22 protein-coding genes are annotated in these 26,751 nt (G+C 39.2%); 14 read left to right on the forward strand and 8 right to left on the reverse strand.

Going from position 1 to position 26,751, the window contains the following annotated elements:
- Positions 1-22: 22 nt before the first annotated feature.
- The 5 genes from H5160_RS08495 to H5160_RS08515 are packed head-to-tail and all read right to left on the reverse strand — an operon-like array spanning position 23 to position 3,542.
- Complete coding sequence (locus tag H5160_RS08495) at positions 23-466, reverse strand: DUF2069 domain-containing protein (protein WP_024595679.1); 444 nt, start codon at positions 464-466, stop codon at positions 23-25.
- Positions 463-1,017 carry an NAD(P)H:quinone oxidoreductase gene (wrbA, locus tag H5160_RS08500; protein WP_010555076.1) on the reverse strand — a complete coding sequence of 185 codons (555 nt, stop codon included), beginning with the start codon at positions 1,015-1,017 and terminating at the stop codon, positions 463-465. Before wrbA ends, H5160_RS08495 begins: the two co-directional genes overlap by 4 nt.
- Positions 1,017-1,364: an arsenate reductase (glutaredoxin) gene (gene arsC / locus H5160_RS08505; protein WP_182696116.1), complete on the reverse strand. Its 348-nt coding sequence runs from the start codon at positions 1,362-1,364 to the stop codon at positions 1,017-1,019. The genes wrbA and arsC overlap by 1 nt, the downstream gene beginning before the upstream one ends.
- A 53-nt stretch (positions 1,365-1,417) precedes the next feature.
- Positions 1,418-2,875: a M48 family metalloprotease gene (locus H5160_RS08510; protein ID WP_039487326.1), complete on the reverse strand. Its 1,458-nt coding sequence runs from the start codon at positions 2,873-2,875 to the stop codon at positions 1,418-1,420.
- A 1-nt stretch (position 2,876) separates the two neighbouring features.
- Entirely contained in the window at positions 2,877-3,542 is a 666-nt protein-coding gene (locus H5160_RS08515; protein ID WP_024597628.1) for a hypothetical protein, read from the reverse strand.
- Between the two features lie 145 nt (positions 3,543-3,687).
- Between H5160_RS08515 and H5160_RS08520 the strand changes: the two genes are divergently transcribed.
- The 11 genes from H5160_RS08520 to H5160_RS08570 all read left to right on the forward strand — a co-directional run bounded on the left by H5160_RS08520 (position 3,688) and on the right by H5160_RS08570 (position 18,911).
- A complete protein-coding gene (locus tag H5160_RS08520; RefSeq protein WP_002961455.1) occupies positions 3,688-3,906 on the forward strand; it encodes a sulfurtransferase TusA family protein in 219 nt (72 codons plus the stop codon).
- Complete coding sequence (locus H5160_RS08525) at positions 3,899-4,975, forward strand: AI-2E family transporter (RefSeq protein ID WP_024606584.1); 1,077 nt, start codon at positions 3,899-3,901, stop codon at positions 4,973-4,975. Before H5160_RS08520 ends, H5160_RS08525 begins: the two co-directional genes overlap by 8 nt.
- A 135-nt stretch (positions 4,976-5,110) precedes the next feature.
- Positions 5,111-7,366: an aminotransferase class V-fold PLP-dependent enzyme gene (locus H5160_RS08530; RefSeq protein WP_182737216.1), complete on the forward strand. Its 2,256-nt coding sequence runs from the start codon at positions 5,111-5,113 to the stop codon at positions 7,364-7,366.
- Positions 7,367-7,766: 400 nt separating this feature from the next.
- On the forward strand, positions 7,767-9,413 hold the full coding sequence (gene pgi, locus H5160_RS08535; RefSeq protein WP_039487336.1) for a glucose-6-phosphate isomerase: 1,647 nt from the start codon (positions 7,767-7,769) through the stop codon (positions 9,411-9,413).
- 269 nt (positions 9,414-9,682) lie between these two features.
- Positions 9,683-11,155, forward strand: a complete 1,473-nt coding sequence (zwf, locus tag H5160_RS08540; protein ID WP_182696114.1) for a glucose-6-phosphate dehydrogenase — start codon at positions 9,683-9,685, stop codon at positions 11,153-11,155.
- A 2-nt stretch (positions 11,156-11,157) separates the two neighbouring features.
- A complete protein-coding gene (pgl, locus tag H5160_RS08545; protein ID WP_024606581.1) occupies positions 11,158-11,868 on the forward strand; it encodes a 6-phosphogluconolactonase in 711 nt (236 codons plus the stop codon).
- Between the two features lie 335 nt (positions 11,869-12,203).
- Positions 12,204-12,908, forward strand: coding sequence for a SapC family protein (locus tag H5160_RS08550; RefSeq protein ID WP_024597622.1), 705 nt, complete (start codon positions 12,204-12,206; stop codon positions 12,906-12,908).
- A gap of 127 nt (positions 12,909-13,035) precedes the next feature.
- Positions 13,036-14,067: an isoaspartyl peptidase/L-asparaginase family protein gene (locus H5160_RS08555; protein ID WP_029752414.1), complete on the forward strand. Its 1,032-nt coding sequence runs from the start codon at positions 13,036-13,038 to the stop codon at positions 14,065-14,067.
- Positions 14,068-14,261: 194 nt separating this feature from the next.
- Complete coding sequence (hrpA, locus tag H5160_RS08560; protein WP_182737217.1) at positions 14,262-18,149, forward strand: ATP-dependent RNA helicase HrpA; 3,888 nt, start codon at positions 14,262-14,264, stop codon at positions 18,147-18,149.
- 75 nt (positions 18,150-18,224) lie between these two features.
- Positions 18,225-18,605 (forward strand): PleD family two-component system response regulator, encoded by a 381-nt coding sequence (locus H5160_RS08565; protein ID WP_024597850.1) that lies wholly within the window; start codon positions 18,225-18,227, stop codon positions 18,603-18,605.
- Positions 18,606-18,614: 9 nt separating this feature from the next.
- Complete coding sequence (locus tag H5160_RS08570; RefSeq protein ID WP_007581065.1) at positions 18,615-18,911, forward strand: PilZ domain-containing protein; 297 nt, start codon at positions 18,615-18,617, stop codon at positions 18,909-18,911.
- Between the two features lie 29 nt (positions 18,912-18,940).
- On the opposite strand, the gene H5160_RS08575 is transcribed toward H5160_RS08570, so the two are convergent.
- Positions 18,941-20,131, reverse strand: coding sequence for a class I SAM-dependent methyltransferase (locus H5160_RS08575; protein ID WP_002961441.1), 1,191 nt, complete (start codon positions 20,129-20,131; stop codon positions 18,941-18,943).
- A 140-nt stretch (positions 20,132-20,271) separates the two neighbouring features.
- Here H5160_RS08575 and H5160_RS08580 point away from each other — a divergent pair, with 140 nt between their 5' ends.
- Entirely contained in the window at positions 20,272-20,928 is a 657-nt protein-coding gene (locus tag H5160_RS08580) for an HD domain-containing protein (protein WP_039487345.1), read from the forward strand.
- Between the two features lies 1 nt (position 20,929).
- Complete coding sequence (locus H5160_RS08585; protein WP_182734239.1) at positions 20,930-21,370, forward strand: VOC family protein; 441 nt, start codon at positions 20,930-20,932, stop codon at positions 21,368-21,370.
- On the opposite strand, the gene H5160_RS08590 is transcribed toward H5160_RS08585, so the two are convergent.
- The gene (locus H5160_RS08590) at positions 21,367-22,359 is read right to left on the reverse strand and encodes a two-component system response regulator (RefSeq protein WP_182734241.1); all 993 of its coding nucleotides are present in this window, start codon (positions 22,357-22,359) and stop codon (positions 21,367-21,369) included. The two genes, H5160_RS08585 and H5160_RS08590, sit on opposite strands and share 4 nt — an antisense overlap.
- 3 nt (positions 22,360-22,362) lie before the next feature.
- Positions 22,363-25,695, reverse strand: coding sequence for an MHYT domain-containing protein (locus H5160_RS08595; RefSeq protein WP_182737219.1), 3,333 nt, complete (start codon positions 25,693-25,695; stop codon positions 22,363-22,365).
- A 316-nt stretch (positions 25,696-26,011) separates the two neighbouring features.
- Here H5160_RS08595 and H5160_RS08600 point away from each other — a divergent pair, with 316 nt between their 5' ends.
- Complete coding sequence (locus tag H5160_RS08600; RefSeq protein WP_182737220.1) at positions 26,012-26,710, forward strand: M48 family metallopeptidase; 699 nt, start codon at positions 26,012-26,014, stop codon at positions 26,708-26,710.
- The last annotated feature ends 41 nt before the right edge of the window (positions 26,711-26,751 follow it).

Below are 26,751 nucleotides of genomic sequence, written 5' to 3' on the forward strand. Positions count from 1 at the left end.
ATATAGCGTTTATGGTTAAGCCTTATTTACCGTGCTCATTTGCTGCTTTTTCTTCAGCTAATTCTTCTTTAAGCTTACGGATTTTTAAACCTTGTTCTTGTCCGCGATGTCTTGCGTAGTAAGTACAACCAATAAACATAGATGATGCAAATACAAGCTCTAACAACACCCAAATTAATTCATCTGGTGCTGCCCACAGCATGGTAAGACCGTGGATAAAATAAAGCATTACAATAAAGTTAGCCCACGCATAGGTGTATGTGTTGTCTTGAATTATGCCTCTTAGCGGCAGCAGTAAAGGAATGATAGGAAAAAACAATGACACCCAACTAGTATTACCGTCTAGAGGGGGTACAAAATACATCCACAAAGGAATCAGAATAAGTAAACCAACATAGCCAAATAGTGCTGCACGTTGAAATTTTACCGTAATCGGCTTTTTAGCTGGACTGTCAGCTGTAGTCATTTAAGTTTTCTCGCAATGTGAGTAAGGCGTTTACCAACGCTTTGGCATATTTTAATTTCGTCTTTGCTTAGTTGTGCACTATTAGCGCTGCCAGCGACGTGTGTTGCACCGTATGGTGTTCCACCGGTTTGTGTTGCAAGTAGTTCGGGCACATCATATGGCACACCCAGAAGCATCATGCCGTGGTGTAATAGTGGCAAAGATAAGTTAAGTAAGGTTGCTTCATTTCCACCATGCATACTACTTGATGACGAAAATACACACGCTGGCTTATCGATTAATTGGCCTTTTAGCCACAAATCGCTGGTGGTTTCCCAAAAGCTTTTTGCTTGAGAGGCCATCATGCCAAATCGGGTTGGTGTACCAAATGCTAAACCATCGCAATTTATTAAATCATCTTTGGTGATCACAATATCATGCGCATTTTTAGCCACAAAGGTGCGAAGTAGTGCACTAGCACCTTGTTGCTCTATCGACTCTGCTATCTCGTGAGCCATTGCTTCAACTGAGCCATGGCTTGAGTGATAAAGCACCACTATGGTTGCACTCATTATAAAACGCTTAGTACGTTTTCTGGTGGACGACCAATCGCTGCTTTATTGTTATTAACTACGATAGGGCGTTCAATCAATTTTGGGTATTTAACCATAGCGTTAATAAGTGCATCCTCATTTGTTTCATCTTTCAAATTAAGCGCTTTGTAGTCATCTTCTTTTGTGCGCATCATTTCACGTACGGATGAAAAACCAAGTTGGATTACAAGCGTTGAAATTTGCTCGTGAGTAAGAGGGTTTTTTAAATACTCTACAACACTTGGCTCTATCGCTTTACTTTGCAGTAGCGCTAGCGTTTCGCGTGATTTAGAACAACGTGGGTTGTGGTAAATAGTAACAGACATAAAATGATTCCAAAGTGTGAATTGCGTCTATTTTAGGGTAAGCGCTTGCAGACTTAAAGTCTTGCAAGCTCTTTTTGTAAAAGTCGATACTGGGTAAGTAGTGCTTTTAAACGCTGTTGCTTTACAAGTTCGGTTGGCTCTACGAAGTTAAGTGCTTTTTGTACTTCGTCTGCGGCTTTTAAATAAGCACCGTATTGAGCCAATACATCGGCGTTCGCTTCATGATATGAGGCTAATTTATCTTGTTTTTTATACGCATCAGCAAGAAGTTGCTTGCCTAGGTTATGATCTGGCTTTTCGAGTAAAAAACTCTTCAAAATATTTTCGGCTAGTTCATATTGCTCAGCTTCAAGTGCTGCGTTGGCATAGTTGAGCGTAATTACCTGATTATTAGGGCGATACTGATTTAAATCGGCTAAAAATTTTACGGCTTCATCTGCCTTTTTTTGCGCGATGAGTAAGTCGGTATGGGTATCTATATAAAATAGGTTTTTAGGATCGTTTTTTAAAAGCTCGTCTAGTATTGGGGCTGCTTCATCAAGCTTTTTTTGATCAAGTAAGCTAATAGCTAAACCGTACTTTAAAGCGGTGTTATCGTAGCTATTTTCGCGTAGTCGTTTTCTAAATAGGTCTTCGGCGTTTTCTGGTTTGTTGTCGTAGCGCGCAAGCACGCGGCTTTTAGCTAAATTAAACTCAAGACTGGCACTCATATGACGCACAGGAAATTGCTCTGCACGCAAACGCACATCTGATACTCGGCTCTCTGGTAATGGGTGAGTAAGTAAAAACGCAGGTGGTTTATATTTATAACGAATTTGCGCGGCAAGTTTAGTTAAAAATTCGCTCGATGCACGGGCATCAAAGCCTGCATTGTTAAGCGTTTGCATGCCTATGCGGTCAGCTTCTTGCTCGGCTGAGCGACTATGCGTTAACTGACTAAAAGCAGATTGTGTTTGGCTGGCAGATATAATCGCAATACCCGCATCTGGTGCAACAACGGTTGCTAATATACCTGCAATCATACCGGCAATAGTCAGCGCGCTGTTATCTTGTTGTTGCTGTATTCTTCGTGCTAAGTGGCGCTGTGTTACGTGAGCAATTTCGTGACCAAGCACTGAGGCAAACTGGCTCTCGTTATCGGCTTGAGCTATTAACCCTGTATGCACGCCTACATGGCCGCCATAAAAGGCGAAGGCATTTATTTCTGAGTTATTTATCCAAAAAAACGAAAACGGAAAGCGCACGTCATTAGCATTAGCAACGAGTTTACGGCCAATAGTTGTGAGGTATTCATCAAGCACTGGGTCATTTATTACTGGTGATGAGCCTCGTATTTGCATCATCATTACTTCGCCAATGGCTTGTTCTTTTTCGAGTGGCAGTGCTTGTAATGCAGATGTTCCTAAGTCAGGAAGCGTAAAGTTGGTTTGCGCTTTTAAAGGTTCGCTTATTAATAAGCTAAACGTAAGCGCAGCACTGCATAAAGTGATAAATGCTGATTTTAGCTGCATTTTATTCCTTGTTAATTTGTTCGCCAATTGCAATTTTGGCTATGTCTATTTCGTCACTGCTTGCACGGCTGTCTTTTTCGCACAATTGGTATAGTTCTTTTATTGTGACTCCATCAAGCTTTACAACGTTCAATTCTCGCTGCAAAAAAGTAATAATTTTATGTACTACTTTGTGTGCATGTAAAATAATGGCTTTATCTGCTTTGTCGCCTCGTTCAAAATAAAAGCCAATAAACTTATGTAACTGACTTATTCTGATCAAGTTTTTCATTGAATGTGGGTCCCACACTCTAAACTCCATAAAGCGATTGTTTTTTATGTATTGATCAACAATAACATCTTTAGCATAAGGCTGTGCCCATAGCTCAAAGCCTCTGTCGGTAAATACTTGGTGCAGCGCAATACGTGGCTTATGTTTGGTATGTATTTCACCTAAGTTATCTTCATAGCCTTCTAATAAATCTAAGTTCCAATTGCGTTTATCTAAAAGTTGTTTAACTGCATTGTCGAACCCATGATCTAAAATTCCTTCTGATTCGCTTATTGATGAGGCAACAAGGTGATAAAAAGGAGGTAGTTCGCCCCAATTAATCTGCTTTTTAAACCAATTAATCTCTTTGAGTGTTGGATTACTTGGTAGTTGCGCTTTATTATGCGTGCCAGGCATTAACTTATCCTTACTGCTAGTTATGTTATAAGGATAAACTATTGCAGGAATTGTTTTAACAAAAAGTTACAACGGTTTGAGTATATAAATACGTAGACCGTAAATATGCGACTTATTATTCATTTACTATACGGATAAAGTAGTTATGGTAGAGCGCGATTTAAAAGAGTTTAAGTGTCCTCAGCAGTTTGTGCAGTTTAAGCTTGCGCTTCGAAGTGCACAGTCATCAAAACAACGCATCACTTTTAGTCTGAACAAAGGTGAAAGTGCGAACGACATTGAACGTTTTTTGCAAAAAAATGCTTATAGTTACAATTTTGATAAACAACGTGGGTTGTTATTAGTGGAGCCATTACATGTTTGAATACGTAAAAACATGGTACGAAAGGAAGTTCTCGGATCCTCATTCGTCTACCTTATTATTTTTATTATTGGTATCAGTTGCCTTACTTTACTTTTTTGGCGCGTTAATTGTTCCTGTGCTTGTTGCACTGGTTATCGCTTATTTACTAGATTGGCCGGTTGTTCATTTAGAGCGTGTTGGCTTAAAACGTTTTACTGCAACAATTATTGTAATGTTGATATTTATTAGCATTATGCTCACTCTTATTTTAGTTATCGGCCCAGTGCTTTGGAAGCAAACCAGTAACTTAGTGCAAGAAACACCGCATATGCTAGAGCAGGGGAAGTCTTATTTAATGGCTTTACCTGAACAATACCCAAGTTTAATTAATATAGAACAAGTACAAGCTATTGTTGCAACCGTAGAAGCTAAAATTATTGAGTTTGGTCAAGCGGTATTATCGTTTTCACTTACGTCTTTAAAAGATGTTGTTGCTTGGCTTATATATTTGGTACTTGTGCCATTACTGGTGTTTTTTATGCTTAAAGATAAGCTGGAGCTGACAGGGAGTATAGCTAAACTGATCCCGCAGCAACGGCGCTTGATTTTACAAGTGTGGAACGAAATGAACCAACAAATTATGAATTACATTCGCGGTAAAGTATTCGAAATTTTAATTGTTGGTGGTGTGTCTTTCATTGCATTTACTGTTTTAGATTTGCGCTATGCAGCTTTACTTGGTGTGCTTGTTGGCTTTTCGGTATTAATTCCATTTATTGGCGCGGCACTCGTCACTATTCCGGTAGCGGCAGTTGCACTGTTTCAGTTTGGATTAGAAACGCAGTTTTGGACCATTTTAATCATTTATGGAATTATTCAAGCGCTTGATGGCAATGTACTTGTACCGCTGTTGTTTTCTGAGGCAGTTGATTTAAATCCGGTATTTATAATTGTCGCGGTATTATTTTTTGGTGGCTTATGGGGATTTTGGGGTGTATTTTTTGCCATCCCGTTGGCCTCATTAGTAAAAGCGCTAATAACAGCTTGGTCGTCAACGCACGAAGAGATCAGCAAAGAGCTCAGTGAATAGTTAAGCAAACAGACTTTTAGTTTAAAAAAGCATAGTAAACGCACCTCTAGTGCTAATTGATTATTACTCATTACCTGTAAATTTATGTACTATTGGTAATAAGATATATTTTTTAGTAATAAGGTGCGTTTTTTAATGTTTGAGTTTTTATTGCACGATGAGCCAGTAAAACAAGTTTACCTTGATGCAAATGCAACGACCCCTGTGTTGCCTTGTATTGCTGATGTTGTTTCTCATACCATGCAAATATGTTTTGGTAATCCTTCAAGCCCGCATATCACAGGTATTCAAGCCAAGCATTTATTAGAACAAACACGTCAAAAGGCACGCACGGTTATTGGCGCAACTAATGGCGATATCCTATTTACCTCTGGTGCAACGGAGGGTATTCAAACTGCGGTGGTTTCTACATTAATTAATGCTAAAAAGCAGTCTATTAAAAACCCTGTATTATTATATGGCGCAACTGAGCATAAAGCGGTGCCAAATACACTTAAACATTGGAATAGCGTACTTGACGTTAATGCTGAGGTGCTTGCTATTCCGGTTGATAGTAACGGTATTTTAGATTTAGATTTTATCGCAGAGCATATTAATAACGCTTTGATGATTTGCACCATGGCCGTTAATAACGAAACCGGTGTATATCAAGATTTACCCGCTATAGAGCAGGTGATCCGTAGCCGTAACAAAAATGTATCGTGGATGGTGGATTGCGTACAGGCACTCGGTAAACAAGCGCTCGCACTGAGTAATACAACTATTGATTACGCTCCTTTTTCGGGGCATAAGCTTTACGCACCTAAAGGTATTGGCTTTTTATATATTCGTAGTGGCAGTGCGTATACACCTTTTATAGCGGGTGGCGGTCAAGAAAGTGGAATGCGTTCAGGCACCGAAAATCTACCCGGTATTGCAGGGTTAAACAAACTATTTAGTATGTTGCTTGATAAATCAGACGATACATTTAAACCAATTAGCACACTAAACTCTTATCGAAGCCAGTTACAAAGCGCGATAAAAGACACCTTTGGCGATATTACATTTAATCATGATTTTGCTTATAGCGTGCCTACCACACTTAACTTTGCGGTAAACGATTTAACGAGCAAAGAAGTGATTGATTTATTTGATGCTGCGGGCATTCGCGTAAGTGGTGGCTCGGCTTGTAGTACGGGCGCATCAACAAGTTTTGTTTTAGATGCAATGGGTGCAAGTAAGTGGCAAAGTGAAAATGCGATTAGGCTATCGTTTGGACCTGCGGCAACACAACACGATATTGATGATGCTTGTGTGCGGATTCGCGCTCTTAAAGCAATACTACAGGCTAACTGTTTAATTGTATCTGATAGCACTACACCACAACAAGAGGTGTGCGCACTTGGCCTTACTCAGTTTAGGCACCAAGGAGCATGTAGTTGGCTTTATGTAAGCGATGATAAGCGCGCAGTTATAATAGACCCGATTGTTGAGCTTATTCCGCGTTTTGAAAAAATAGCCAATACACAAAACTTAACTATATCAGCGGTGCTTAATACTCATCTGCATCAAGAGCGAGAGTCAGCGACTAATTTATTAACCAGCGTTCTTGCATCAAGAGTTGTAAAAGGTGAGGTTGATGCTTTAGGTTGGCCACTAAATGCAGAAAGTATTAGCTTAGCAAATGACGTACTTGAAAAAATAGCGACACCTGGGCACAGCAAAGATAGCGTAAGTTATTTATTAAAAAATAGTAATGGCGAAACGCGTTATTGTTTTTGTGGTGATTTAATTTTGCCTGCAGGGCTTGGCAATACATCGCTTATAGGTGGGGATGCAAGAGCAATGGCACGCTCTATTTTAGCAATAAGCGAGCAACTTAATAGCACCAGCATTATTTGCTCAGGGCACGACTACCAACAATGTTTTGCCATGAACTGGGCTGTACAACAAAACCAAACGCCATTACTCAATGCGTTAGTAAGCGGCAGTATTTCAGTTGATGAATTTACAATACAAAAGCAGCAGTACGACGCTTCAAAGCAAGTAAATAACACGCAATTATGTGGTTATGTAAATGCATTGCCTGAGATTGATACACAGCAATTAAATTTTGATGACGCTAAAGCAATGTTAAACACCAGCGATGCATATTTAATAGATACTCGGGAGCCGTATGAACATGGAGCAAATAATGTTGCTCAGTTATTTAATACACTTGATGAAAAAACATTAAATATACCGCTTAGCAGAATGGCAAATGCGGTATTTGAAGGGCAGTTAAGTAAAAATAACAAATATATTTTATTATGCCGCAGTGGTAACCGCTCAAAGATTGCTGCGAGCAATTTAATGCAGCTAGGATACAAAACTGTTTATAACCTAAGTGGTGGGCTAGCGCTTAGTAATTAAGCAAAAATTGTAATTTATACAAAATCGGCTTTAGAGCCGATTTTTTGTTTTTAAGGTTTATTTGTTTGCAAGGCAAACAATTACAGTAATTAGTGAATAACTATGAAAAGTAATTAGCAGCGCTTATAAAAATTCATTAATATTTCATTTTGATTGATTAAGCTATGCCGTTGCCTTTAAAATTACAGGTAAATTAATTTATAAAATTTTTATGATACCGGTGTCAAAAGCTAAAAATTGCGTTATCATCTGCACATAAAATTATAAAAACAGCACTTTTTTTGCATTTTTAGTTATACTATTTGCGCTTTAATTTAGTGTGAATAAGTAGTATTAAGAGTTTTGCTTTTATAAAAAACATTTTTAAATCAATTGATTGAAAAAAATAGAGGATATTTCCATGTCTAACCGAACGCAACTAGCAAGTTGGCAAGCACTAGAACAAAGTGCAGCTAAGATGAAACAAACACATCTAAAAACGTTATTTGCACAAGATGACACGCGCTTTTCTCAGTTTTCTACTCAAGTACCAGGCGTATTATTCGACTATTCTAAGCAACTTATTGATAACGATGTTTTTGCTAACTTAATGTCGCTTGCTAAAGAATGCGATATTGCATCGTGGCGCGATAAAATGTTTAGCGGTGAAAAAATAAATATCACTGAGGACCGCTCAGTTTTGCATACGGCACTTCGTAATCGTGCTCACACTCCATTAATTGTTGATGGCGAAAACGTGACACAAGCCGTAGACAACGAATTAGCTAAAATTAAAGTGTTTGTAGAAAAAGTTCGTAGCGGTAAATGGTTAGGCTATACCGGCAAAGCGGTAAAAGATGTTGTAAGTATTGGTGTTGGTGGCTCTAACCTTGGTCCACAAATGGCAACTGAGGCATTAAAAGCACTTGCTGATGATACGTTAAATGTTCACTACGTATCTAATGCTGACGGTGTACAAATTTCGTCTATATTAAAAGCCATTGACCCTGAAACAACATTATTTGTTATTTCGTCAAAAACATTTACTACGTCAGAAACCATGACAAACGCAAAGACGGCGGTTGACTGGTTTTTACAAACAACAAAAGATGAAAGTACAATTGCAAAGCATTTTGTTGCAGTAAGTACAAATTTAGAAAAAACGGCAGCCTTTGGTATCAGCGACGAAAACGTATTCACTATGTGGGATTGGGTTGGTGGTCGCTTTTCACTTTGGAGTGCGATAGGCTTACCAATTGCATTATATTTAGGCTACGACGCCTTTGAAGCAATTTTAGAAGGTGCGTTTGAAATAGACGAGCACTTTAAATCAGCGCCGTTTGAGCAAAATATACCATTAATTATGGCATTGCTTAGTGTATGGAATACGAGCTTTTTAGGTTATACAGCGCAAGCTATATTACCGTACGATCAAGCACTTCATATGTTGCCTGCGTATTTACAGCAAGGCGAAATGGAAAGTAACGGTAAACACGTTAACTTTGCAGGCGAAACGGTACCTTATACTACAGTTCCAATTATTTGGGGCATGACGGGTATTAATGGTCAGCATGCCTTTTATCAGTGTTTACACCAAGGTAATGTAATTGTACCTGCAGATTTTATTGCATCAGTTAAGCCACAAGTGAATGTTGATAAGCATCACGATATTTTATTATCGAACTTCTTTGCACAAACAGAAGCGATGATGAGTGGTGTAGATGCAGCGCAAGTTACAGCTGATTTAACCGCTAAGGGTAAATCGCAAGCAGAGATTGATGAGTTATTAAATCATAAAATTCATCAAGGTAATCGTCCTACAACGTCTATGCTATTAGATACAGTAGATGCTAAAACAGTGGGCCGTTTAATTGCACTGTATGAGCATAAGATATTTTGCCAAGGCATTATTTTAGAAATATGCTCGTTTGACCAATGGGGTGTAGAGCTGGGTAAAGGTTTAGCATCTAAAATTGAGAGTGAACTCACTGATGATAGCGTGAAACACGCTCATGATAGTTCTACAAACGGCTTAATGGCGTACTACAAACAAAACCGTACGCAGTAAAAAATTCGCTTACGCAAGTAAGTAAACCGAGTACCTTTGAACGGGTAGCGCTGGAGTGCTTAGGGTCTGTATTTTTGTGAGAGGAGATACAGGGCCCCTAAGGCTCATTTAATAAGCGCAATGATAAACAATAATAATAAATCATCGATACAGAACAATTCAGCAGGCTTTTATTTAAATACAGCTATAAAAGCCATCTAATCTAGCAATAAATAGGCATACCCGCGCATTTACAAAATGTACTGGGTATCACAACGTAGAGAGTAACTATGCTTAATCCTTTTGATATTATAATTTTTGGGGGCGGTGGTGATCTTGCGTTACGCAAATTGCTACCTGCAATGTACAGAGCATATCAAGAAGGTAACTTACCTGAAGGCTCACGTATCCTACCAACAGTGCGCGAAGAATCGAAACGTGCTGAATACATAGAAACAGCGCATAAAGCATTACAAGAATTTTTAAGCAAAGGTGAGTTTAACGCTAAAGATTGGAAAGCGTTTTCTACTTTTTTAGTGCCAGTGGTAAGTAATGTTACAGAAGCAGACGACAACTGGGATGTGCTAAAAGGCATTTTAGATGAGCACGAAAGCACTAAGTCTCGCGTGTTTTACTTATCGCTTCCGCCTGCTGTTTACGGCACATGTTGTGAAATATTATCGACTAAAGGTTTAATTACCCCTACATCACGCGTTGTTGTTGAAAAGCCAATTGGTTATTGCGGTGATTCTGCTGAAGCAATTAATGGAAAAATTGCAGAGTTTTTTAATGAAGAACAAATTTTCCGTATTGACCATTACTTAGGTAAAGAAACAGTACAAAACTTAATGGCGCTGCGTTTTTCAAACTCATTGTTTGAAAATATGTGGGATGCTAAATCTATTGATAATATTCAAATTAGCTTGTCAGAAACGGTTGGTCTTGAAAGCCGCGCTGGTTTTTATGATAAAGCCGGTGCACTTCGTGACATGGTTCAAAACCACTTATTACAACTACTTTGCTTAGTTGCAATGGAGTCGCCTAATAAGCTAAACGCTAACAGCATTCGTAACGAAAAACTAAAAGTATTAGAAGCACTTCGCCCGCTTGTAGATGGTGATGTTGATGAAAATATTGTTCGTGGTCAATACGTACCAGGTGACTTAAACGGTAAAATTGTACCGGGTTACTTAGAAGAGCTAAATGAAGGTTCTAGTAAAACAGAAACGTTTGTAGCTATTCGCGCGCATATTGATAACTGGCGCTGGGCAGGTGTTCCATTTTACCTTCGTACGGGTAAACGTATGGCTAAGCGCTGTGCAGAAATTGTGGTTGAATACAAAAAAGTATCTCACAATATCTACGAAGATAACGTGGGCAATATCGAGCCGAATCGCCTTGTTATTCGTTTGCAGCCAGAGGAAACAATTCAACTAACGCTTATGTCTAAGCGCCTTGATAATCTTCAAATGCAACTTGAGCCAGTAACAATGAATATTGAGCTTTCACAAGCTTACAGCAATGGTTTCCATTCAGATGCGTACAAGCGTTTAATGCTTGATGCTGCTGCAAATAACCCATCGTTATTTATTCACCGTGATGAAGTGCGCCAAGCGTGGAAGTGGATTGATCCAATTATTGATAGATGGCAAGGCAAAGGCAAACCTGCGCTTTACCGTTCTGGTAGTTGGGGACCTGATGATGCTGATGAATTATTAGCAGAAAACAACCACGTATGGTTTAACACAGGCGATAAGGTATAAGCATGGCAACATTAGTTGAAAAGTTTTTTGACGATAAAGACGCGTTAACAGCTGAGCTTTCTGCAACGCTTGAGCAATCATTACGTGATGGCATTAAAAACGATGGCCGTGCTGTATTAATGGTGTCGGGCGGCTCGTCTCCTGCGCCCGCTTATAAGCATTTATCAACGCTTGATTTAGATTGGCAACATGTTGATGTTGCTATGGTTGATGAGCGTTGGGTAGACCCAAGCCATGAAAAAAGTAACGAAGCTTTTATTAAAAGTACTTTATTACAAAATCATGGTAGTGCTGCAAACTTTATTACTATGAAGAACGCTGCAGCAACGGCTCAACAGGGCGCACAAGAGTGTGAAGCGGCTTATAGCGAGTTAAAAAGCCCATATGATGTAACTATTTTAGGTATGGGCCCAGATGGCCATACAGCGTCGTTATTCCCAAATGCAGACGGTTTAGAGCATGGTTTAACAACTGAGCAAACAGTATGTGCAATTAATGCGATACAAAGTGATGTGACGGGTAGTATTACTGAGCGAATGACGCTTACGTTAAATGCCATTGCACAATCTAAAGTGGTTAAGCTTTTAATTAGCGGTGAAGAAAAACTCGCTGTTTATAAGCAAGCAAAAGCGGGCGGCGATGTTAATGACATGCCACTTCGCGCCGTGCTTAATCACCCAAGTATCAATATTGAAGTATATTGGGCGCCTTAATTTAGATGCCAATTTAACTTTTGAAGGCCGCTTATATAAGCGGCCTTTTTTATTTGCTTAAATTTAAGCCTAAACACTGCAAAAAATAGCTTTGAACTGTTAACCAATGTTAATGAATAACTTTGGTTTGTATTAAAATCAACCACAAAGTGTGTTGTTTTTGAACAAAATTTATGAGTTTGAGCTGTATGTTTTTTAGCAACGTTCAGATTTAGTTAAATTTTATTTTTTCATGGTTGTTGTCATAAAAGTTTCCCTTCCTTTTTTAGCTCAAAAGCATTAGCCTAAAGGCATTAACAATGAAACATATAAATTAAAATAAACGGAGCAGTAACATGGCGGAGCAACAAGTACAGCCTTTACACAACGAAAAACATGCCAACACTAAAATTCAAAACGGCATCAATGTAGAATTCATGAAAACTCAACACTTAGTGCCAGTAGTTGCACATGAGTTTGCACGTGTAGCAAACGAGTTTCCAATGTCATTCGTTAAAAATAACGAAACAGGCACTTTTCAAGCAGTTGCTATGTTTGGCTTAGAGCCAGGCGAAAACCTTTTTGTAGAAGATGGTAAATGGACTGCAGCATTTGCACCTATGGCATCTACTCGTTACCCACTGGGTTTAGTTAAACACCCAGATCAAGATCAATACGGTATCGTAATTGACGAAGCAAGTGCGCTTGTTGGTGAAGACGAAGGTAATGCATTATTTGAAAACGGCGAAGAAACAGATTACCTAAAACGTCGTAAAGAAGCGCTAGTATCATTTATTGAGTTTTCTCAAGTAACTGAAGCGTTCACTAAATTCCTTGCTGATAAAGAGCTACTAATTGCGCAAACGCTAACAGTAGACATTAAAGGCGAGAAAAAAGACATCAACGGTATTTACCTTATCGATGAGAAAAAACTAAACGAGTTAAGCGATGCTGATTTCTTAGAGCTTCGTAAACGTGGTTACTTAGCACCAATTTACTCGTTCTTAACGTCTACTCACCAAGTAGCACGTTTAGCGCGTTTAAAAGCTAAACAAGCTTAATTACAAACACGTAAAATTTTAAAAAGCGCCTTAAGGCGCTTTTTTTATGCCATTAAACTCACTTTAGTTGAAATTAAGTCCGTAACCATTCACATTAGTTTATAACTTCCCCATAAAAGAACTCATTATGAAAACACCATTATTAGCGATTTTTGCGAGCAGCTTTGTTGCTTTAAGTAATAGCGCAGTAGCTGCAGAGACTCCTTTTGCCATTGCGATTCATGGTGGGGCAGGGACAATTGAAAAAGCACGATTTACACCCGCTCAAGAAAAAGAGTATCGTGCCAAATTAACGCAAGCAGTAGAGACAGGTTATAAAGTATTACACCAAGGCGGCGAAAGCTTAGATGCGGTAATTGCAGCAATTGCAGTATTAGAGCAATCCCCTTATTTTAATGCAGGGCGTGGAGCGGTATACACCTACGATGGCGGGCATGAGCTTGATGCATCCATAATGGATGGTCGAAACCGTGAAGCAGGCGCAGTTGCGGGTGTAAAGCATATTGAGAGCCCAATTAACTTAGCGCGTTTGGTAATGGATAACTCTGTACACGTAATGCTTAGTGGGCAAGGCGCTGAAGAGTTTGCTAAAGAGCAAGGTGTTGAGCTTGTCGAAAATAACTTATTTGATACCGAGCCTCGTTACAAAGCGCTTTTAAAAGCAAAACAAAAATTAGATAAAGCCAAAGCAACCAGTAAAGAGTACCAAGCCGCGCACAAAGCATTACCTAACTCTTACAAAATGGGCACGGTTGGCGCAGTGGCGCTTGATAAAAATGGTAATTTAGCGGCAGGTACATCAACAGGTGGTATGACCGCAAAACGTTATGGTCGTGTGGGGGATGCGCCGGTAATTGGGGCCGGAACATTTGCTGAAAATGAATCGTGCGCGGTATCGGCAACAGGGCATGGTGAATACTTTATTCGCTATAATGTAGCGAGCGATATATGTGCGCGAGTTAAGTACCAAGGTAAAACCATTGCTGAGGCAGGGGATGAAGTTATAAACGGTGTGCTTAAGCCTATTGGCGGCACTGGCGGCGTAATTATTATTGATACAAAGGGTAATATTAGCTTACCGTTTAATACCTCTGGCATGTATCGGGCAAGTAAATCGAATACGCAAGCGACCTACGTGGGCATTTTTAGTGACGAATAAGTCAACGTCATTTAATTTATTCAATGTAGTTAGCCCTGAAAATAATTGTTTAAAATAAATTTATTATTCACAGTTTAGTTCAATAGCAGCGTTTATATAACAAACAACCCCGCGTTATGCATTTTGTAGGATTAACCCCAGCCGTTTAATTTGATACAATTACGGCTCTTTAACTAATTTTATAAGGTATGCGGGTGGTAAACCTAGGTCAGTTGTTTGGCGAGCTAAAAACGTGCTTAAAAAAAGATCAATTCATTTTCAAAAAACGCTTACATGGCGTAAAAAAAATAACGGATGAAAACAAGCATGCCAACGCGCTTGAAAAAATAGCGGCTGATATAACCCGTAGCCAAGAATTACGCGATAAACGCTTAGCTGGCCTCCCTAAAGTGACTTACCCTGAGCAATTGCCGGTAAGTCAAAAAAAGGAATTAATTAAAGACGCCATTGCAAATAACCAAGTGGTTATTATTGCCGGTGAGACGGGCTCAGGTAAAACAACGCAAATACCTAAAATGTGTTTAGAGCTTGGTCGCGGTGTTGATGGTTTAATTGGTCATACGCAACCACGTCGATTAGCAGCGCGTACTGTGGCTAATCGTATTGCTGAAGAAATGAAGTGTGAACTTGGCCAGCAAGTTGGCTTTAAAATTCGTTTTAGCGATCAGGTATCTAATAATACGTATATTAAATTAATGACTGACGGTATTTTGCTGGCTGAAATTCAGCAAGACCGTTTTTTAAATCAATACGACACGATTATTATTGATGAAGCGCATGAGCGTAGTTTAAATATTGATTTTATTTTAGGTTACTTAAAAAACCTGCTTCCAAAACGCCCTGATTTAAAAATAATAATTACCTCAGCGACTATCGATCCTGAGCGTTTTTCAAAGCACTTTGATGATGCGCCCATTATAGAAGTATCGGGTCGTACTTTCCCTGTTGATGTGCGCTACAACCCTATTACTGATATTAATAAAGATGATATGGAAGCGGAAGGCGATCAGCTACAAGGTATTTTTGATGCCGTTGATGAGCTGTGTGCTGAAGGCCCTGGCGATATTCTCATATTTTTAAATGGTGAGCGTGAAATACGCGATACCGCAGATGCACTTAGCAAGCGTAATTTAAAACACACCGATGTATTGCCACTTTACTCGCGTTTATCTAACGCAGAGCAAAACCGTATATTTGCGCCGCATTCTCGTCGTCATATTATTTTATCGACTAACGTAGCCGAAACGTCACTCACCGTGCCGGGTATTCGTTATGTAATAGACCCAGGTACTGCGCGTATAAGTCGCTACAGCTATCGTACAAAAGTACAGCGCTTACCAATAGAGCCTATATCGCAAGCAAGTGCTAATCAGCGTATGGGTCGTTGTGGACGTGTTGAAGCGGGTATTTGTATTAGGTTGTACTCTGAGGATGATTTTTTATCGCGCCCAGAGTTTACCGACCCTGAAATACTACGTACTAATCTTGCATCTGTTATTTTACAAATGTTGGCGCTAGGGCTTGGTGATATGGCGCAATTTCCGTTTGTACAAGCGCCAGATAGCCGCAATATTAATGATGGCCTAACATTGCTTGAAGAGCTACAAGCGGTAAAACCAGCTAAACGCGATAGTAAAACCAGCCTAACGCAATCGGGCAGGGAGCTTAGTCGACTACCCGTTGACCCACGTTTAGCAAAAATGGTGCTAACAGCCCATAAACTTGGCGCATTGCGTGAAGTGATTATCATTGTAGCGGCGTTGTCTATTCAAGACCCACGTGAACGCCCACAAGAAAAACGTGCTGCTGCCAATGAAAAGCACGGTCGTTTTGATGATCCAGATTCTGATTTTATCGCTTTTTTAAACTTATGGAATTACTTAGAAGAGCAGCAAAGCGAGCTTACTAATAGCCAATTTAGAAAGCTGTGTCAAAAAGACTTCTTAGCCTATATGCGCCTGCGTGAATGGCAAGATATTGTTTATCAAATAAGTACTGTGTGTAACGAAATGGGCATGAAAGCAACCAGCCAAGCGGCTGATGGCGAACTTGTTCACAAAGCGTTGTTAAGCGGGATGCTAAGCCATATTGGTTTTAAAGATGAAAAACAAATATACAAAGGCGCACGTAATAGTCAGTTTCATATTTTTCCGGGTTCAGGTTTATTTAAAAAGAGCCCCAAATGGATCATGTCAGCGGAGTTGGTAGAGACAAGTAAGTTATATGCCCGCACAAATGCAAAAATAGACATTAACTGGGTAGAACCATTAGCACAGCACTTAGTTAAACGTAGTTACACAGAACCTCATTGGGAGAAAAAGCCAGGTGCGGTAATCGCGTTTGAACAGCAAACTTTATACGGCTTACTTGTTGTAAATAAACGCCGCTGTGTTTATAGCAACATAGACCCTAAAGTGAGTCGAGAGCTTTTTGTGCGCACTGCATTAGTTGAGCAAGAACTGGGCTTAAACGAGGGCTTTTTAGCGTTTAACCGTGAGCTAATAGAAGATATTCAAGTTCTGGAAAATAAGTCACGTCGTCGTGATATTTTAGTTGATGAGCAAACGTTATTTGAGTTTTACGATAAAAAAATACCCAAAGAAATTAATAACCGCGCTGCATTTTTAAAATGGTATAAAACACAAAAACAACAAAATATGCATTACCTACACATGACTCGTGAAGATCTAATGCAGCATGGTGCAAGTAATATCACTGAGTTTGACTACCCTGACACATGGCAGCAAGACAATATTATATTGCCGCTTGCTTATCATTTCGATCCAGGCCAAGCAGTTGATGGCGTTGCGGTACAAATACCAGTAGCGCTGTTGAATCAAGTGCAAGAAAGTGGTTTTGACTGGCACATACCTGCATTTAGGCATGAGCTAATAAGTGGGCTTATAAAGTCATTGCCTAAATCGCTTCGTCGTAATTTTGTGCCAGCACCAAACTATGCTGATGCAGTGCTGGCAGCTATTGAGCCAATGCAAGGTAGCTTAATTGATGCTTTAGCCACGCGTTTATTAAGAATGACAGGTGTGAGGGTTGATCCCGAGGCATGGGATTTAAGTGCATTAGCACCGCATTTACGATTACAGTTTGAAGTACGTGATGAGAGCGATAAGTTACTTGCACGAGGACTTGATTTAGCCAAGCTCAAAGCAGAGCTGCAAGGTGAAGTAACCGAAACACTGTCTAAAGTAGCCGATAAAGGCATTGAAAAGTCAGACCTAACACAATGGGACTTTGGTGAGTTACCCGCTTCATACGTTAAAAAACAAGGTCAATATGAGATAAAAGCATATCCTGCGCTGGTGGATAAAAAATCAGCCGCTGCAGTGGAGCTTTTTGATAGCGAAGCAAAAGCGCAGCAAGCACATCAACAAGGTTTGCGCCGTTTAGTACTATTAAATGTGCCATCGCCAATTAAGTACTTACAACAAAACTTACCGAATAAGGCAAAGCTGGGTTTGTACTTTAACCCATTTGGTAAAATAGCTGATTTAATTGATGACTGTATTGCCGCAGGTGTTGATAGCTTATTAGTAAAACACGGTGATATACGCGACGAAAAAGCATTTGAAACAGTAAAAGAGCAAATACGCGGTGAGCTGGGCGATGCCGTTGTATCGATTGCAACGCAAGTTGAGCAAGTATTAAGTATTGCTCATGCCCTGCATAAAAAAATGAAAGGGCGCGTTGATTTAACCATGATAACTGCGCACGGCGATATTAAGTCACAGCTTGAGTCACTTATATTTAAAGGTTTTGTGAGCGCGCATGGCGCAGATAAAATAGCGGATTTAATTCGTTATTTAAAAGCGATTCAAAAACGTTTAGAAAAGCTGCCTGTGGATCCAAATCGTGATAGGTTATGCGTACTAGAGCTAGATAAAGTTGCGCAAGAGTATAAAAAAGTAGTTAATAAAACGCCTAAAGGGTTACCTATACCACAAGAGGTAACCGCTATTTTCTGGATGCAACAGGAGCTTAGAGTGTCGCTATTTGCTCAAACACTAGGAACGCCTTACCCAATTTCAGCCAAGCGGGTACTTAATGCGATAAAAGAGATAGAATAAAACTTGCATTTTCTATTAAGCTTAGTACCTTAATAGAAGGATTTATTTTTGTTTTGAAAAGGAAGCGACATAGTTATGTCCTCATCGATTGAACATAAAACAAAGCGACTTTTAGTGGTAGATGACGAGTATTTTAATTTTGAAATGCTCAAAGCCGCACTAGCGTCGAAATTTGATGTTAGTTACGCAGATTCAGGGCAAAGCTGCCTTGCGTCAGCAATTGCGAGTCCGCCAGATATAATTTTGCTTGATGTTTGTATGCCTGGTCTTGATGGTTATGATACATGCCGAATGCTAAAGCACACACCTGAAACAAAAAATATTCCTGTTGTTATGGTATCGGGCCTAGAGTCCCCATCTGAAAAACAAGCAGGGTTTGATGCTGGTTGTAACGCGTATGTTGTAAAGCCATTTTCAGTGGGTGCTTTGTTGGAAGAAATTAACACGGTTGTTTAGAGGTAACATATGTTTACTGATGATAAGCGAAATTTTAGACGCATGCAGATTAACACTCCTGCAAATTTAACAACGATAGAACCAATAGCTGGTTTAAGTTTTGCCGCAGAGTGCGTGGATTTAAGTGCAACAGGTTTATCAATTCATTTAGATGAATTGCTTGAACCTAATACCTTACTGACGGTGAACATTGATTCGACTCATCCAAGTATTGCGCCTTTAAATGCAACTGCAAAAGTAATACGTGCCAGCAAAGAAGATGATGGCACGGTAACAGCAGGTCTTGAAATCATTCAGTTTAACTAAATCGATTCAGTTAAACTCAATAGTAGATATTAAAAAACCTTACAGATTAAGCCTTTTAAGTAAAAGCCTTCAGGGTAGCTGCCAGCAATTGGATGATCGGCTGCCTGGTTTAATCGCTCCATTATCAGTAGGTCTTTACCTGCATCAAGTGCTGCATCGGCTACTACTTTTTGAAACAGGTTTTGTTCCATTAAACCAGAGCATGAGAATGTTAATAGTGTTCCGCCTGGTTTTAGTATTTGCATGGCAATCATGTTGATATCTTTATAGCCACGACACGCGCCCGTTAGCTGCGCTTTATTATCAGCAAATTTTGGTGGGTCCATTACGATGGTATCAAACTGTCTACCTTCGTCGCGGTATTGGCGTAATAATTTAAATACATCCTGCTTAACAAAGCTCACTTTGTTTAAATCTAAGTTATTATGCTCAACATTACGTTTTGCTGTATCTAAAGCGGGTTGCGATACATCTACGTTAGTTACATGCTCACATCCACCACGCAGGGCATACAACGAGAATGTACCTGTGTAACTAAAGCAGTTAAGGACAGTTTTACCTTTTGAGAAGCGCTCAAGTGCAGCACGGCTGTCACGCTGATCTAAGTAAAATCCTGTTTTGTGACCTTCAATTATATCAACTTCGATTTTTAAGCCGTTTTCTTCAATAAGCACAGGCTCTTTTGGTTCATTCCCCCAAAGTGCGCCTTTAATTGGTTCTAAGCCTTCTTTAGTACGTACATCTACGTCAGAACGCTCATATATGCTAGAGCCGGGGAAAATAGACATCAATGCGCCTACAATCTCGCCTTTATGGCGCTCGGCACCGGCGCTTAATAGCTGGCACACTAATACGTTGTCAAACTTATCTATTGTAACGCCTGGTAAGTAATCAGACTCAGCAGCACATAAGCGAAACCCTGTTAATCCGCCTTCTTCAATAACTTGGCTACGGGCTTCTAATGAGCGACGTAAACGGCGTTCAAAAAAGTGTTGATCGATGACTTCTTTTTCGTCAAAGCTCCAAACACGTGCACGAATTTGTGAGTGAGGGCTATACGCAGCAGTTGCTAAAAACTTACCTTCGCTGTCGTGAATCGTTACTGTGTCGCCTAATCCAGGTTTACCTTTAATTTTTTTGATGGCTTTTGAAAATAACCAAGGGTGTTTTCTTTTTAATGATTTATCGCGACCAGCTTGTAGGTAAACGGCAGATGACATAAGGCTTCTCAGTAGTAATAAATAAGCGCTGTATTTTAGTCAAGCAAGGAGCAACATACAATGAATGTTTTGCAAGGGGGGCATAAAGCACGGTAAAGTACGGATAATTCATTGATTAATTAGCTTTTTGGAACCTAACTTTGTCTGACGTCGCTTTAAGCCCTGATTTAGAAATACTTAACTCACAATGTAGAGGGTTTATCGCCTCTTTAGTGCATGCTGATGTTGCTCATGACATTACTCATATAGAGCGAGTGGTGCGTGTTGCAATACAGTTATGTAATGCGGAGCAGGCAAACATGTCAGTAGTATTACCTGCAGCGTGGATGCACGACTGTGTGGCGGTGGCTAAAAACCACCCTGATCGTGCAAAAGCCTCTACTATGGCAGCTGATAAGGCATTGGAGTTTTTAAAATCGATTAATTATGACGAGTCACTTTTTGATGAGATTCATCATGCAATTGCAGCGCATAGCTTCAGCGCAAATATAAAAATTAAAACAGTTGAAGCGCAAATAGTACAAGATGCCGACAGAATGGATGCGTTGGGCGCTATTGGCGTTAGCCGATGCATGAAAGTTGGTGGCTCAATTTCTCGGTTATTATATAACCCAAATGACCCTTTTTGTGTTGAACGCGAGGCTGATGATAAAACATACACGCTTGATCATTTTTTCATAAAGTTATTACATATTGCCGATAGTATGAATACCCCATCAGCTAAAGCAGAGGCGAATAGACGAACAAGGTATATGCATGAGTTTTTAGAGCAATTAAAGTCAGAAATTGGTGAGTAATGTGAATAATACAAGCATACCGAAATTATCTGGCATTGATCATTGCCATTTAAATGTTGATAACTTAGCTAATGCCGTTAAGTGGTATGAACGGGTTTTAGGTTTTAGCGTAGTGCTAGAGCTTGCCTTTTGGAATGAGCATGGGCGAGGCCCTTTAACGCTTGAGGATGCTTGTTCAACCTCTCGTTTAGCATTGTTTGAAGGAGAGGGGCGCAGTAAAGGGATTGCATTTTTGGCCTCAGGGGATCAATTTATTCAATGGCGTATTCATCTTGAGAGTTTAAATATAAAAGTAGTTTTAGCAGATCATGGTGTAACGTTTTCTATGTACTTTAAAGATGAAAGTGGCAATAGCCATGAAATTACGTCACATGACTATCGTTATATAAAATCTTGTTACCCAAATGTTGAGCTTGGCTCTCACAGTGCTAAAAAGAATTAGCTTTCTTGATTTGCATTTTTTATAGCAATAATATCGTCTAAGTTTTTTACTAATAGCTCGATTAGAGCGGGATCGAAATGAGTTCCTGCTTGCTCTTGCATATGCAAAACTGTTTTCTCTATGCTCCAAGCCTCTTTGTAAGGGCGTTTTGAGGTAAGTGCATCAAATACGTCAGCTATAGCAACAATTCTACCTTCAACTGATATTTCTTCGCCTTTGATCCCGTTAGGATAGCCTGAGCCATCCCATTTTTCGTGGTGTTCAATTGCAAGTGTATGCGCAAGTTGTAGTAAAGGAGATGATGAGTTTGCTAAAATTTGCGCGCCAATGGTGGCGTGTTCTTTCATATGATCAAACTCTTCAGAGGTTAACTTTCCAGGTTTGAGTAGGATAGCGTCAGGGATACCTATTTTTCCTACATCGTGCATTGGGGCGGCTTGACGTAAAAGTTCTGCTCGTTGTTCATCCATACCTAGTGCTAACGCTAATACTTTACTGTATTGGCTCATGCGCACTATATGTTCACCCGTGTCGGTGTCTTTATATTCCGCTGCACGGCCTAGACGTTCTACTAAATCTACATGAGCTTGCTTTAATTGCTCTGCTTGTACTAGCGACAAGTGAGTATTAACCCTTGCTCTTACAATGGCAGGGCTTATTGGTTTAGTAATATAATCTACTGCGCCTAACTCAAAACCTTTGTATTCATCGCTTTCATCGCCAAGCGCAGTTACAAAAATAATTGGGATGTGTGATGTTTTAGGATTTCTCTTAACTATTTGGCACACTTCGAAGCCATTCATATCTGGCATCATTATGTCGAGCAAAATTAGCTTAGGTAGCTCTTTTTCAAGTAGTGCTAGTGCGGCATCACCCGATTTAGCAAACGACATACGATATTGATTACCTAACACTTCGCGCATTACTTTTAGATTTGCAGGCTCATCGTCAACAATTAATACCCGTGGCCTATCTGTCGTAAAATCCATTAATTAATACTCATTGTTTGTTAGTTTTTCAATTAAGGTTTCTAGTATTACGTGTGCTTTATCAAAATCAAATTCATCAAAGGCTTCGGCTATATCATCAACTTCATTTTGAAAGGTAGAAGGTGCGCCGCGTTGCAACTTTGCGAGTAGTTCATCATTTAATTCTGCGTTTTGCGCATCTTGATGAAGTGTTTCACACAATTGCTTAATCTCATCTATTGATAGAGTGTCTGAGCTATTATCTTTAGGCTTGCTATTTGGCTCATCGCAAGTATTTGATGACAGCAGTTGCGTTATAATAAGTAGTTCGTTTTTGATATCGTCTAAAAGACTAATAACTTTAGCATCACTTTGCTTGTGCTCTAAATCGGTTAATAACTTCATTAACGTTGTTAGCCCTAAGTTACCAGCAACACCTTTGAGTGTGTGAATGAGGCTATCGACATCTTTTATGTTTGATAATTTATCATTAAATAATCTCTCAAACCGCTTATCACTATCACTAACAAACTTAGTAATCTCTGTAAGTTGCTTACACTTAGAACCCCAAAGTGCTAATCCTTTTTCAAAATCTATATGCTGCGCTTTAGGATCGCTTTGCGATATAACCATTTCTTTTGCAATACCAAGCCCCAGCACTTGCGCTATTTCTTGGTTAAGCTGATTTATATCGACGGGTTTATTGGCAAAGCCATTCATGCCTGCTTTTTTAGCCGTAAGCTTATCTTGCTGTAATACGCTTGCTGTGAGCGCGATAATTGGCGTGTACTTAAGCTGCCTTTGGTTTTCTATTGCTCTTATTTTTTGTGCTGCTTGTATGCCATCACACAAGGGCATATGTATATCCATTAAGATGACATCAAAGTCTTGTTCTTCAAATACTTTAATCGCTTCAAGTCCGTTTGACGCTTTGGTAACTGAATGCTGATCGCGTGACAGAAGCAAAGACAGTAGTTCTGTATTTTGCTCTATATCATCAACTACTAGTACTCTAAGTGCAGGCAGTTGGGTGTGTAGACCATCAAAATAATCAATTTTAGATTCGTCACCTAAAGTAAGCGGCAATGAAAAGTAAAAACAGGTGCCTTTACCTAGCTCACTTACTAAGTTTATTGTTCCGCCCATAAGCTCTACAAGTTGTTTACTTATGGTTGTACCAAGGCCTGTACCACCAAAGCGGCGAGTAGTAGTGCCATCGGCTTGTTCAAAAGGTTGAAATACAGCTTGAATACGATCTTTTGCAATACCAATTCCGGTATCTTGCACTTCAAAAAACAGATGCTGATTTTGTGTCATGCCAACGGTGACCGTAACAGAGCCTTTTTCGGTGAACTTAATCGCGTTACCAATTAGATTAGTGAGTACTTGTCTGAGTCGATCTGGGTCGCCGTAGTACGTAGAACTTACTGATTCTTTAATATGGAGTTTAAGTTCTAAATCTTTCTTTTTAGCTTCTAGCCAAAAAGTAGAAATAATACTGTCTATCACTGGTTTTAAGCTAAAGTGGACTGGCTCAATGGTGAGCTTACCGCGTTCTAGTTTTGCAGAATCAAGAATTTCATTTAACAATCTTAGCAATGAACGCGCTGCATTATTTACGGTAACCAAGTGCTTTTGTTGTTCTTGATCAAGTGGGGTGTCCATTAATAGATCGCTAAAACCTATTATAGAATTCATTGGGGTGCGTATTTCATGGCTCATATTAGCCATAAAAGATTGCTTTGCATGAGCAGCTTCTTCAGCTTTAAATTTAGCTTGCTCTAGTTTTTCTTCATATTCTTTGCGTTCAGTAATATCGACTAAAACACCATCAATCCACTTTGGGTTGCCTTGAGCATCAAAGTCGATACTCCCTTTATCTAACAACCACAAAATTTTGCCATTTCTATGTCTAATTCGGTATTCAATAGAATATTGAGACTTTGCATCAACAGCTTTAGTGACTTCATCAACTATTTGTTTTTGGTCTGATTTCAAGACCAAGTCATTAAACTCGATACAATGCTCTGTAAACTCATTTGGGTTATACCCTGTAAGCTCAATTATATTTGGACTAATAAATAACATAGTCCAGTTGTCATCAAACTTGCATCTAAACGCTACTCCGGGCATGTTATCGATAAGAGAGCGGTATTTTTGTTCTTTCTCTTCTAAACTTTGCTGCAAAGCGCGTTGTTCGGTCAAGTCGGTGATAAAGCCAACATATAAAGGGTTATGGCCCGGCTGATTTACTTCGCCTATACCTAAGCGAATAGGAAAAACATGTCCGTTCATGTGTTTTGCATATACATCACGGTTTATGCCTATTATTTTACCTAGATCAACATTGTGAGCATTTAAGAGGTATTCGTCGTGGTGCTTGGCAATGTTATCGTCCATTAGCATTTTTACGTTTTTGCCTTGAACTTGGTTTTCTTGCCAGCCAAAAATTTTACTAGCGGCTTCATTAAAACTTAAAATAATACCAGCATGGTCAATGGTAACAATGCCATCTATAGCGGTACCTAAAATAGCATTTAGACGGGATTCTTTTGCCGACTTCTCCTCAAGTAGCATGCGATAGCGAACCATACCATTTATTACACCAACCACGCTTGTAATCGCGATAGTTGCTGTGGCGACTGCAATGGCGATAAAAGTTAGTCCTGCGGTTGCATTAGCATCATCATAGATTAGTGGCGATGTAGCTACAAAACGTGTAGCGGCCATACCCATGTAGTGCATACCAGCAACAGCACACCCTAAAATAACAGCGCTAATTGAGTTATTTTGAAGAGGTGATAAAGAGGGTAAAAAACGCTCAAGATTAAAGCGACTGTAAAGGGCTATAAAGGAGAGGGCTACAGCAACAATGATTGATAACGCAAAAATCAATGGATCATATCTAAGTAAAGGAGCAAGGTCCATTGCAGCCATGCCGCTATAATGCATAGTGCCAATGCCGGCTCCTAGTAACACAGAGCAAATCGACAATACTTTTAGATTCCCTTTACTATTTACTAGCATTGATACAGCGTACTGACATGCTATAAATGCTGGTATAAAAGAAAGGAGAGTGATTGTTGGATCATAATCAATATTAGTACACAGTGAAAAGGCAAGCATACCAATAAAGTGCATACTCCAAATACCAGCCGAAAAAACAGTAGCAGCGGTCACATTTGCTAAACGTTGGTAGCTAGGAAATTGAGTTTCTTTTGCGAGCTCTATAAGCCGAATGGTGAAAAAGGCTGCAAAAATAGCAATTAGCAATGACATTGAAACTAATAGAGGATCGTAAACGCCATTAATGATTAAGCTAGGATCTTGGTCTGTGATAAAAAAAGCTGATAACATAATGGCTCAAAATATAATCTTTATTTATCAAGTTTAATCTAATTAATTAATAAATAAACTGTTAATTCAATGAAGTGATTAAAATAACGAATTTATTACTTTTAGTTTTCTTTTATTTATCAGGCATTAGTTTTTTAGTTGGTGTTTTTTATTCTAATGTATTGCCTGTCACAGGACTAAGTTAGATTTATATGGTCATATTTAAGTTTCTATCGAGTAACCTTAATAAAACTAATGAATTGGCTTAACTAAGCGAAAATTACACTTTATTTGGTTTTATTAATTGCTGGTGAATTTTCTCGTAGCAATATCATTAATGAGTATGAAAGTGTTTGAATATCAGTTAAAGAAAAGTATAAAACGTAAAACGGTTGCCATTAAAGTACATAACAAGAAGGTGACTGTATATGCCCCTCAATTTGTTAGTAATAAACACATCCAAGAATGGCTTTTTGATAAGCAGGTGTGGGTAAATGCTCAATTAACTAAACAGCACAATATTGCTGATAGCAGACAGAACCCGCTCAAAGACAAACAAATTTTAATCTTTGATAGCATTATAAACATAGAATTTAAGCAAGGTACTAAGTCCGAAGTACTAAACTGTAACGACAGCTTGCTTATTACACACTCTTCGCGCGTTAAAAATACTTCGCAAAAATATCAGCATCTTCTTGAAGAATATTTAAAAGAGCAACTAACTGCATATATAGAAATGCGTTTAGCGTACTTCTGCGCACAAATGGGTGAAGAATTACCTACGAGTCTAAAAGTAGCTATTTATAAGCGAAAGTGGGGAAGTTGTAATAGTAAGCGAGAGCTAACATTTAATTTGCATTTAATCGGAGCCCCTTATCATGCTATTGATTATGTGATTGTTCACGAGTTAGCGCATTTACGTCACTTAAACCACAGTAAAGCTTTTTGGCAACACGTTGAGCATTTTTTTCCTAATTATAAAGCATCATCAACATGGCTAAAGAAAAACAGTATGAGTTTACAACGGGTGTTTTGAAGTTAACCTGAATATAGGAATATAGGAATATAGGAATATAG

It is taken from the genome of Pseudoalteromonas sp. SG43-4 (assembly GCF_014164325.1).
Taxonomy (GTDB): domain Bacteria; phylum Pseudomonadota; class Gammaproteobacteria; order Enterobacterales; family Alteromonadaceae; genus Pseudoalteromonas; species Pseudoalteromonas distincta.

What these genes read in the sequence shown, in the direction of transcription:
- H5160_RS08550 (WP_024597622.1), top strand. Translation starts at nt 12,204, where the DNA reads ATGGCGGAGCAACAAGTACAGCCTTTACACAACGAAAAACATGCCAAC.
- H5160_RS08555 (WP_029752414.1), top strand. Translation starts at nt 13,036, where the DNA reads ATGAAAACACCATTATTAGCGATTTTTGCGAGCAGCTTTGTTGCTTTA.
- H5160_RS08495 (WP_024595679.1), bottom strand. Translation starts at nt 466, where the DNA reads ATGACTACAGCTGACAGTCCAGCTAAAAAGCCGATTACGGTAAAATTT.
- H5160_RS08570 (WP_007581065.1), top strand. Translation starts at nt 18,615, where the DNA reads ATGTTTACTGATGATAAGCGAAATTTTAGACGCATGCAGATTAACACT.
- H5160_RS08575 (WP_002961441.1), bottom strand. Translation starts at nt 20,131, where the DNA reads ATGTCATCTGCCGTTTACCTACAAGCTGGTCGCGATAAATCATTAAAA.
- zwf (WP_182696114.1), top strand. Translation starts at nt 9,683, where the DNA reads ATGCTTAATCCTTTTGATATTATAATTTTTGGGGGCGGTGGTGATCTT.
- pgl (WP_024606581.1), top strand. Translation starts at nt 11,158, where the DNA reads ATGGCAACATTAGTTGAAAAGTTTTTTGACGATAAAGACGCGTTAACA.
- H5160_RS08525 (WP_024606584.1), top strand. Translation starts at nt 3,899, where the DNA reads ATGTTTGAATACGTAAAAACATGGTACGAAAGGAAGTTCTCGGATCCT.
- H5160_RS08520 (WP_002961455.1), top strand. Translation starts at nt 3,688, where the DNA reads ATGGTAGAGCGCGATTTAAAAGAGTTTAAGTGTCCTCAGCAGTTTGTG.
- H5160_RS08595 (WP_182737219.1), bottom strand. Translation starts at nt 25,695, where the DNA reads ATGTTATCAGCTTTTTTTATCACAGACCAAGATCCTAGCTTAATCATT.
- H5160_RS08600 (WP_182737220.1), top strand. Translation starts at nt 26,012, where the DNA reads ATGAGTATGAAAGTGTTTGAATATCAGTTAAAGAAAAGTATAAAACGT.
- H5160_RS08515 (WP_024597628.1), bottom strand. Translation starts at nt 3,542, where the DNA reads ATGCCTGGCACGCATAATAAAGCGCAACTACCAAGTAATCCAACACTC.
- H5160_RS08590 (WP_182734241.1), bottom strand. Translation starts at nt 22,359, where the DNA reads ATGGATTTTACGACAGATAGGCCACGGGTATTAATTGTTGACGATGAG.
- H5160_RS08530 (WP_182737216.1), top strand. Translation starts at nt 5,111, where the DNA reads ATGTTTGAGTTTTTATTGCACGATGAGCCAGTAAAACAAGTTTACCTT.
- H5160_RS08510 (WP_039487326.1), bottom strand. Translation starts at nt 2,875, where the DNA reads ATGCAGCTAAAATCAGCATTTATCACTTTATGCAGTGCTGCGCTTACG.
- arsC (WP_182696116.1), bottom strand. Translation starts at nt 1,364, where the DNA reads ATGTCTGTTACTATTTACCACAACCCACGTTGTTCTAAATCACGCGAA.
- wrbA (WP_010555076.1), bottom strand. Translation starts at nt 1,017, where the DNA reads ATGAGTGCAACCATAGTGGTGCTTTATCACTCAAGCCATGGCTCAGTT.
- pgi (WP_039487336.1), top strand. Translation starts at nt 7,767, where the DNA reads ATGTCTAACCGAACGCAACTAGCAAGTTGGCAAGCACTAGAACAAAGT.
- H5160_RS08565 (WP_024597850.1), top strand. Translation starts at nt 18,225, where the DNA reads ATGTCCTCATCGATTGAACATAAAACAAAGCGACTTTTAGTGGTAGAT.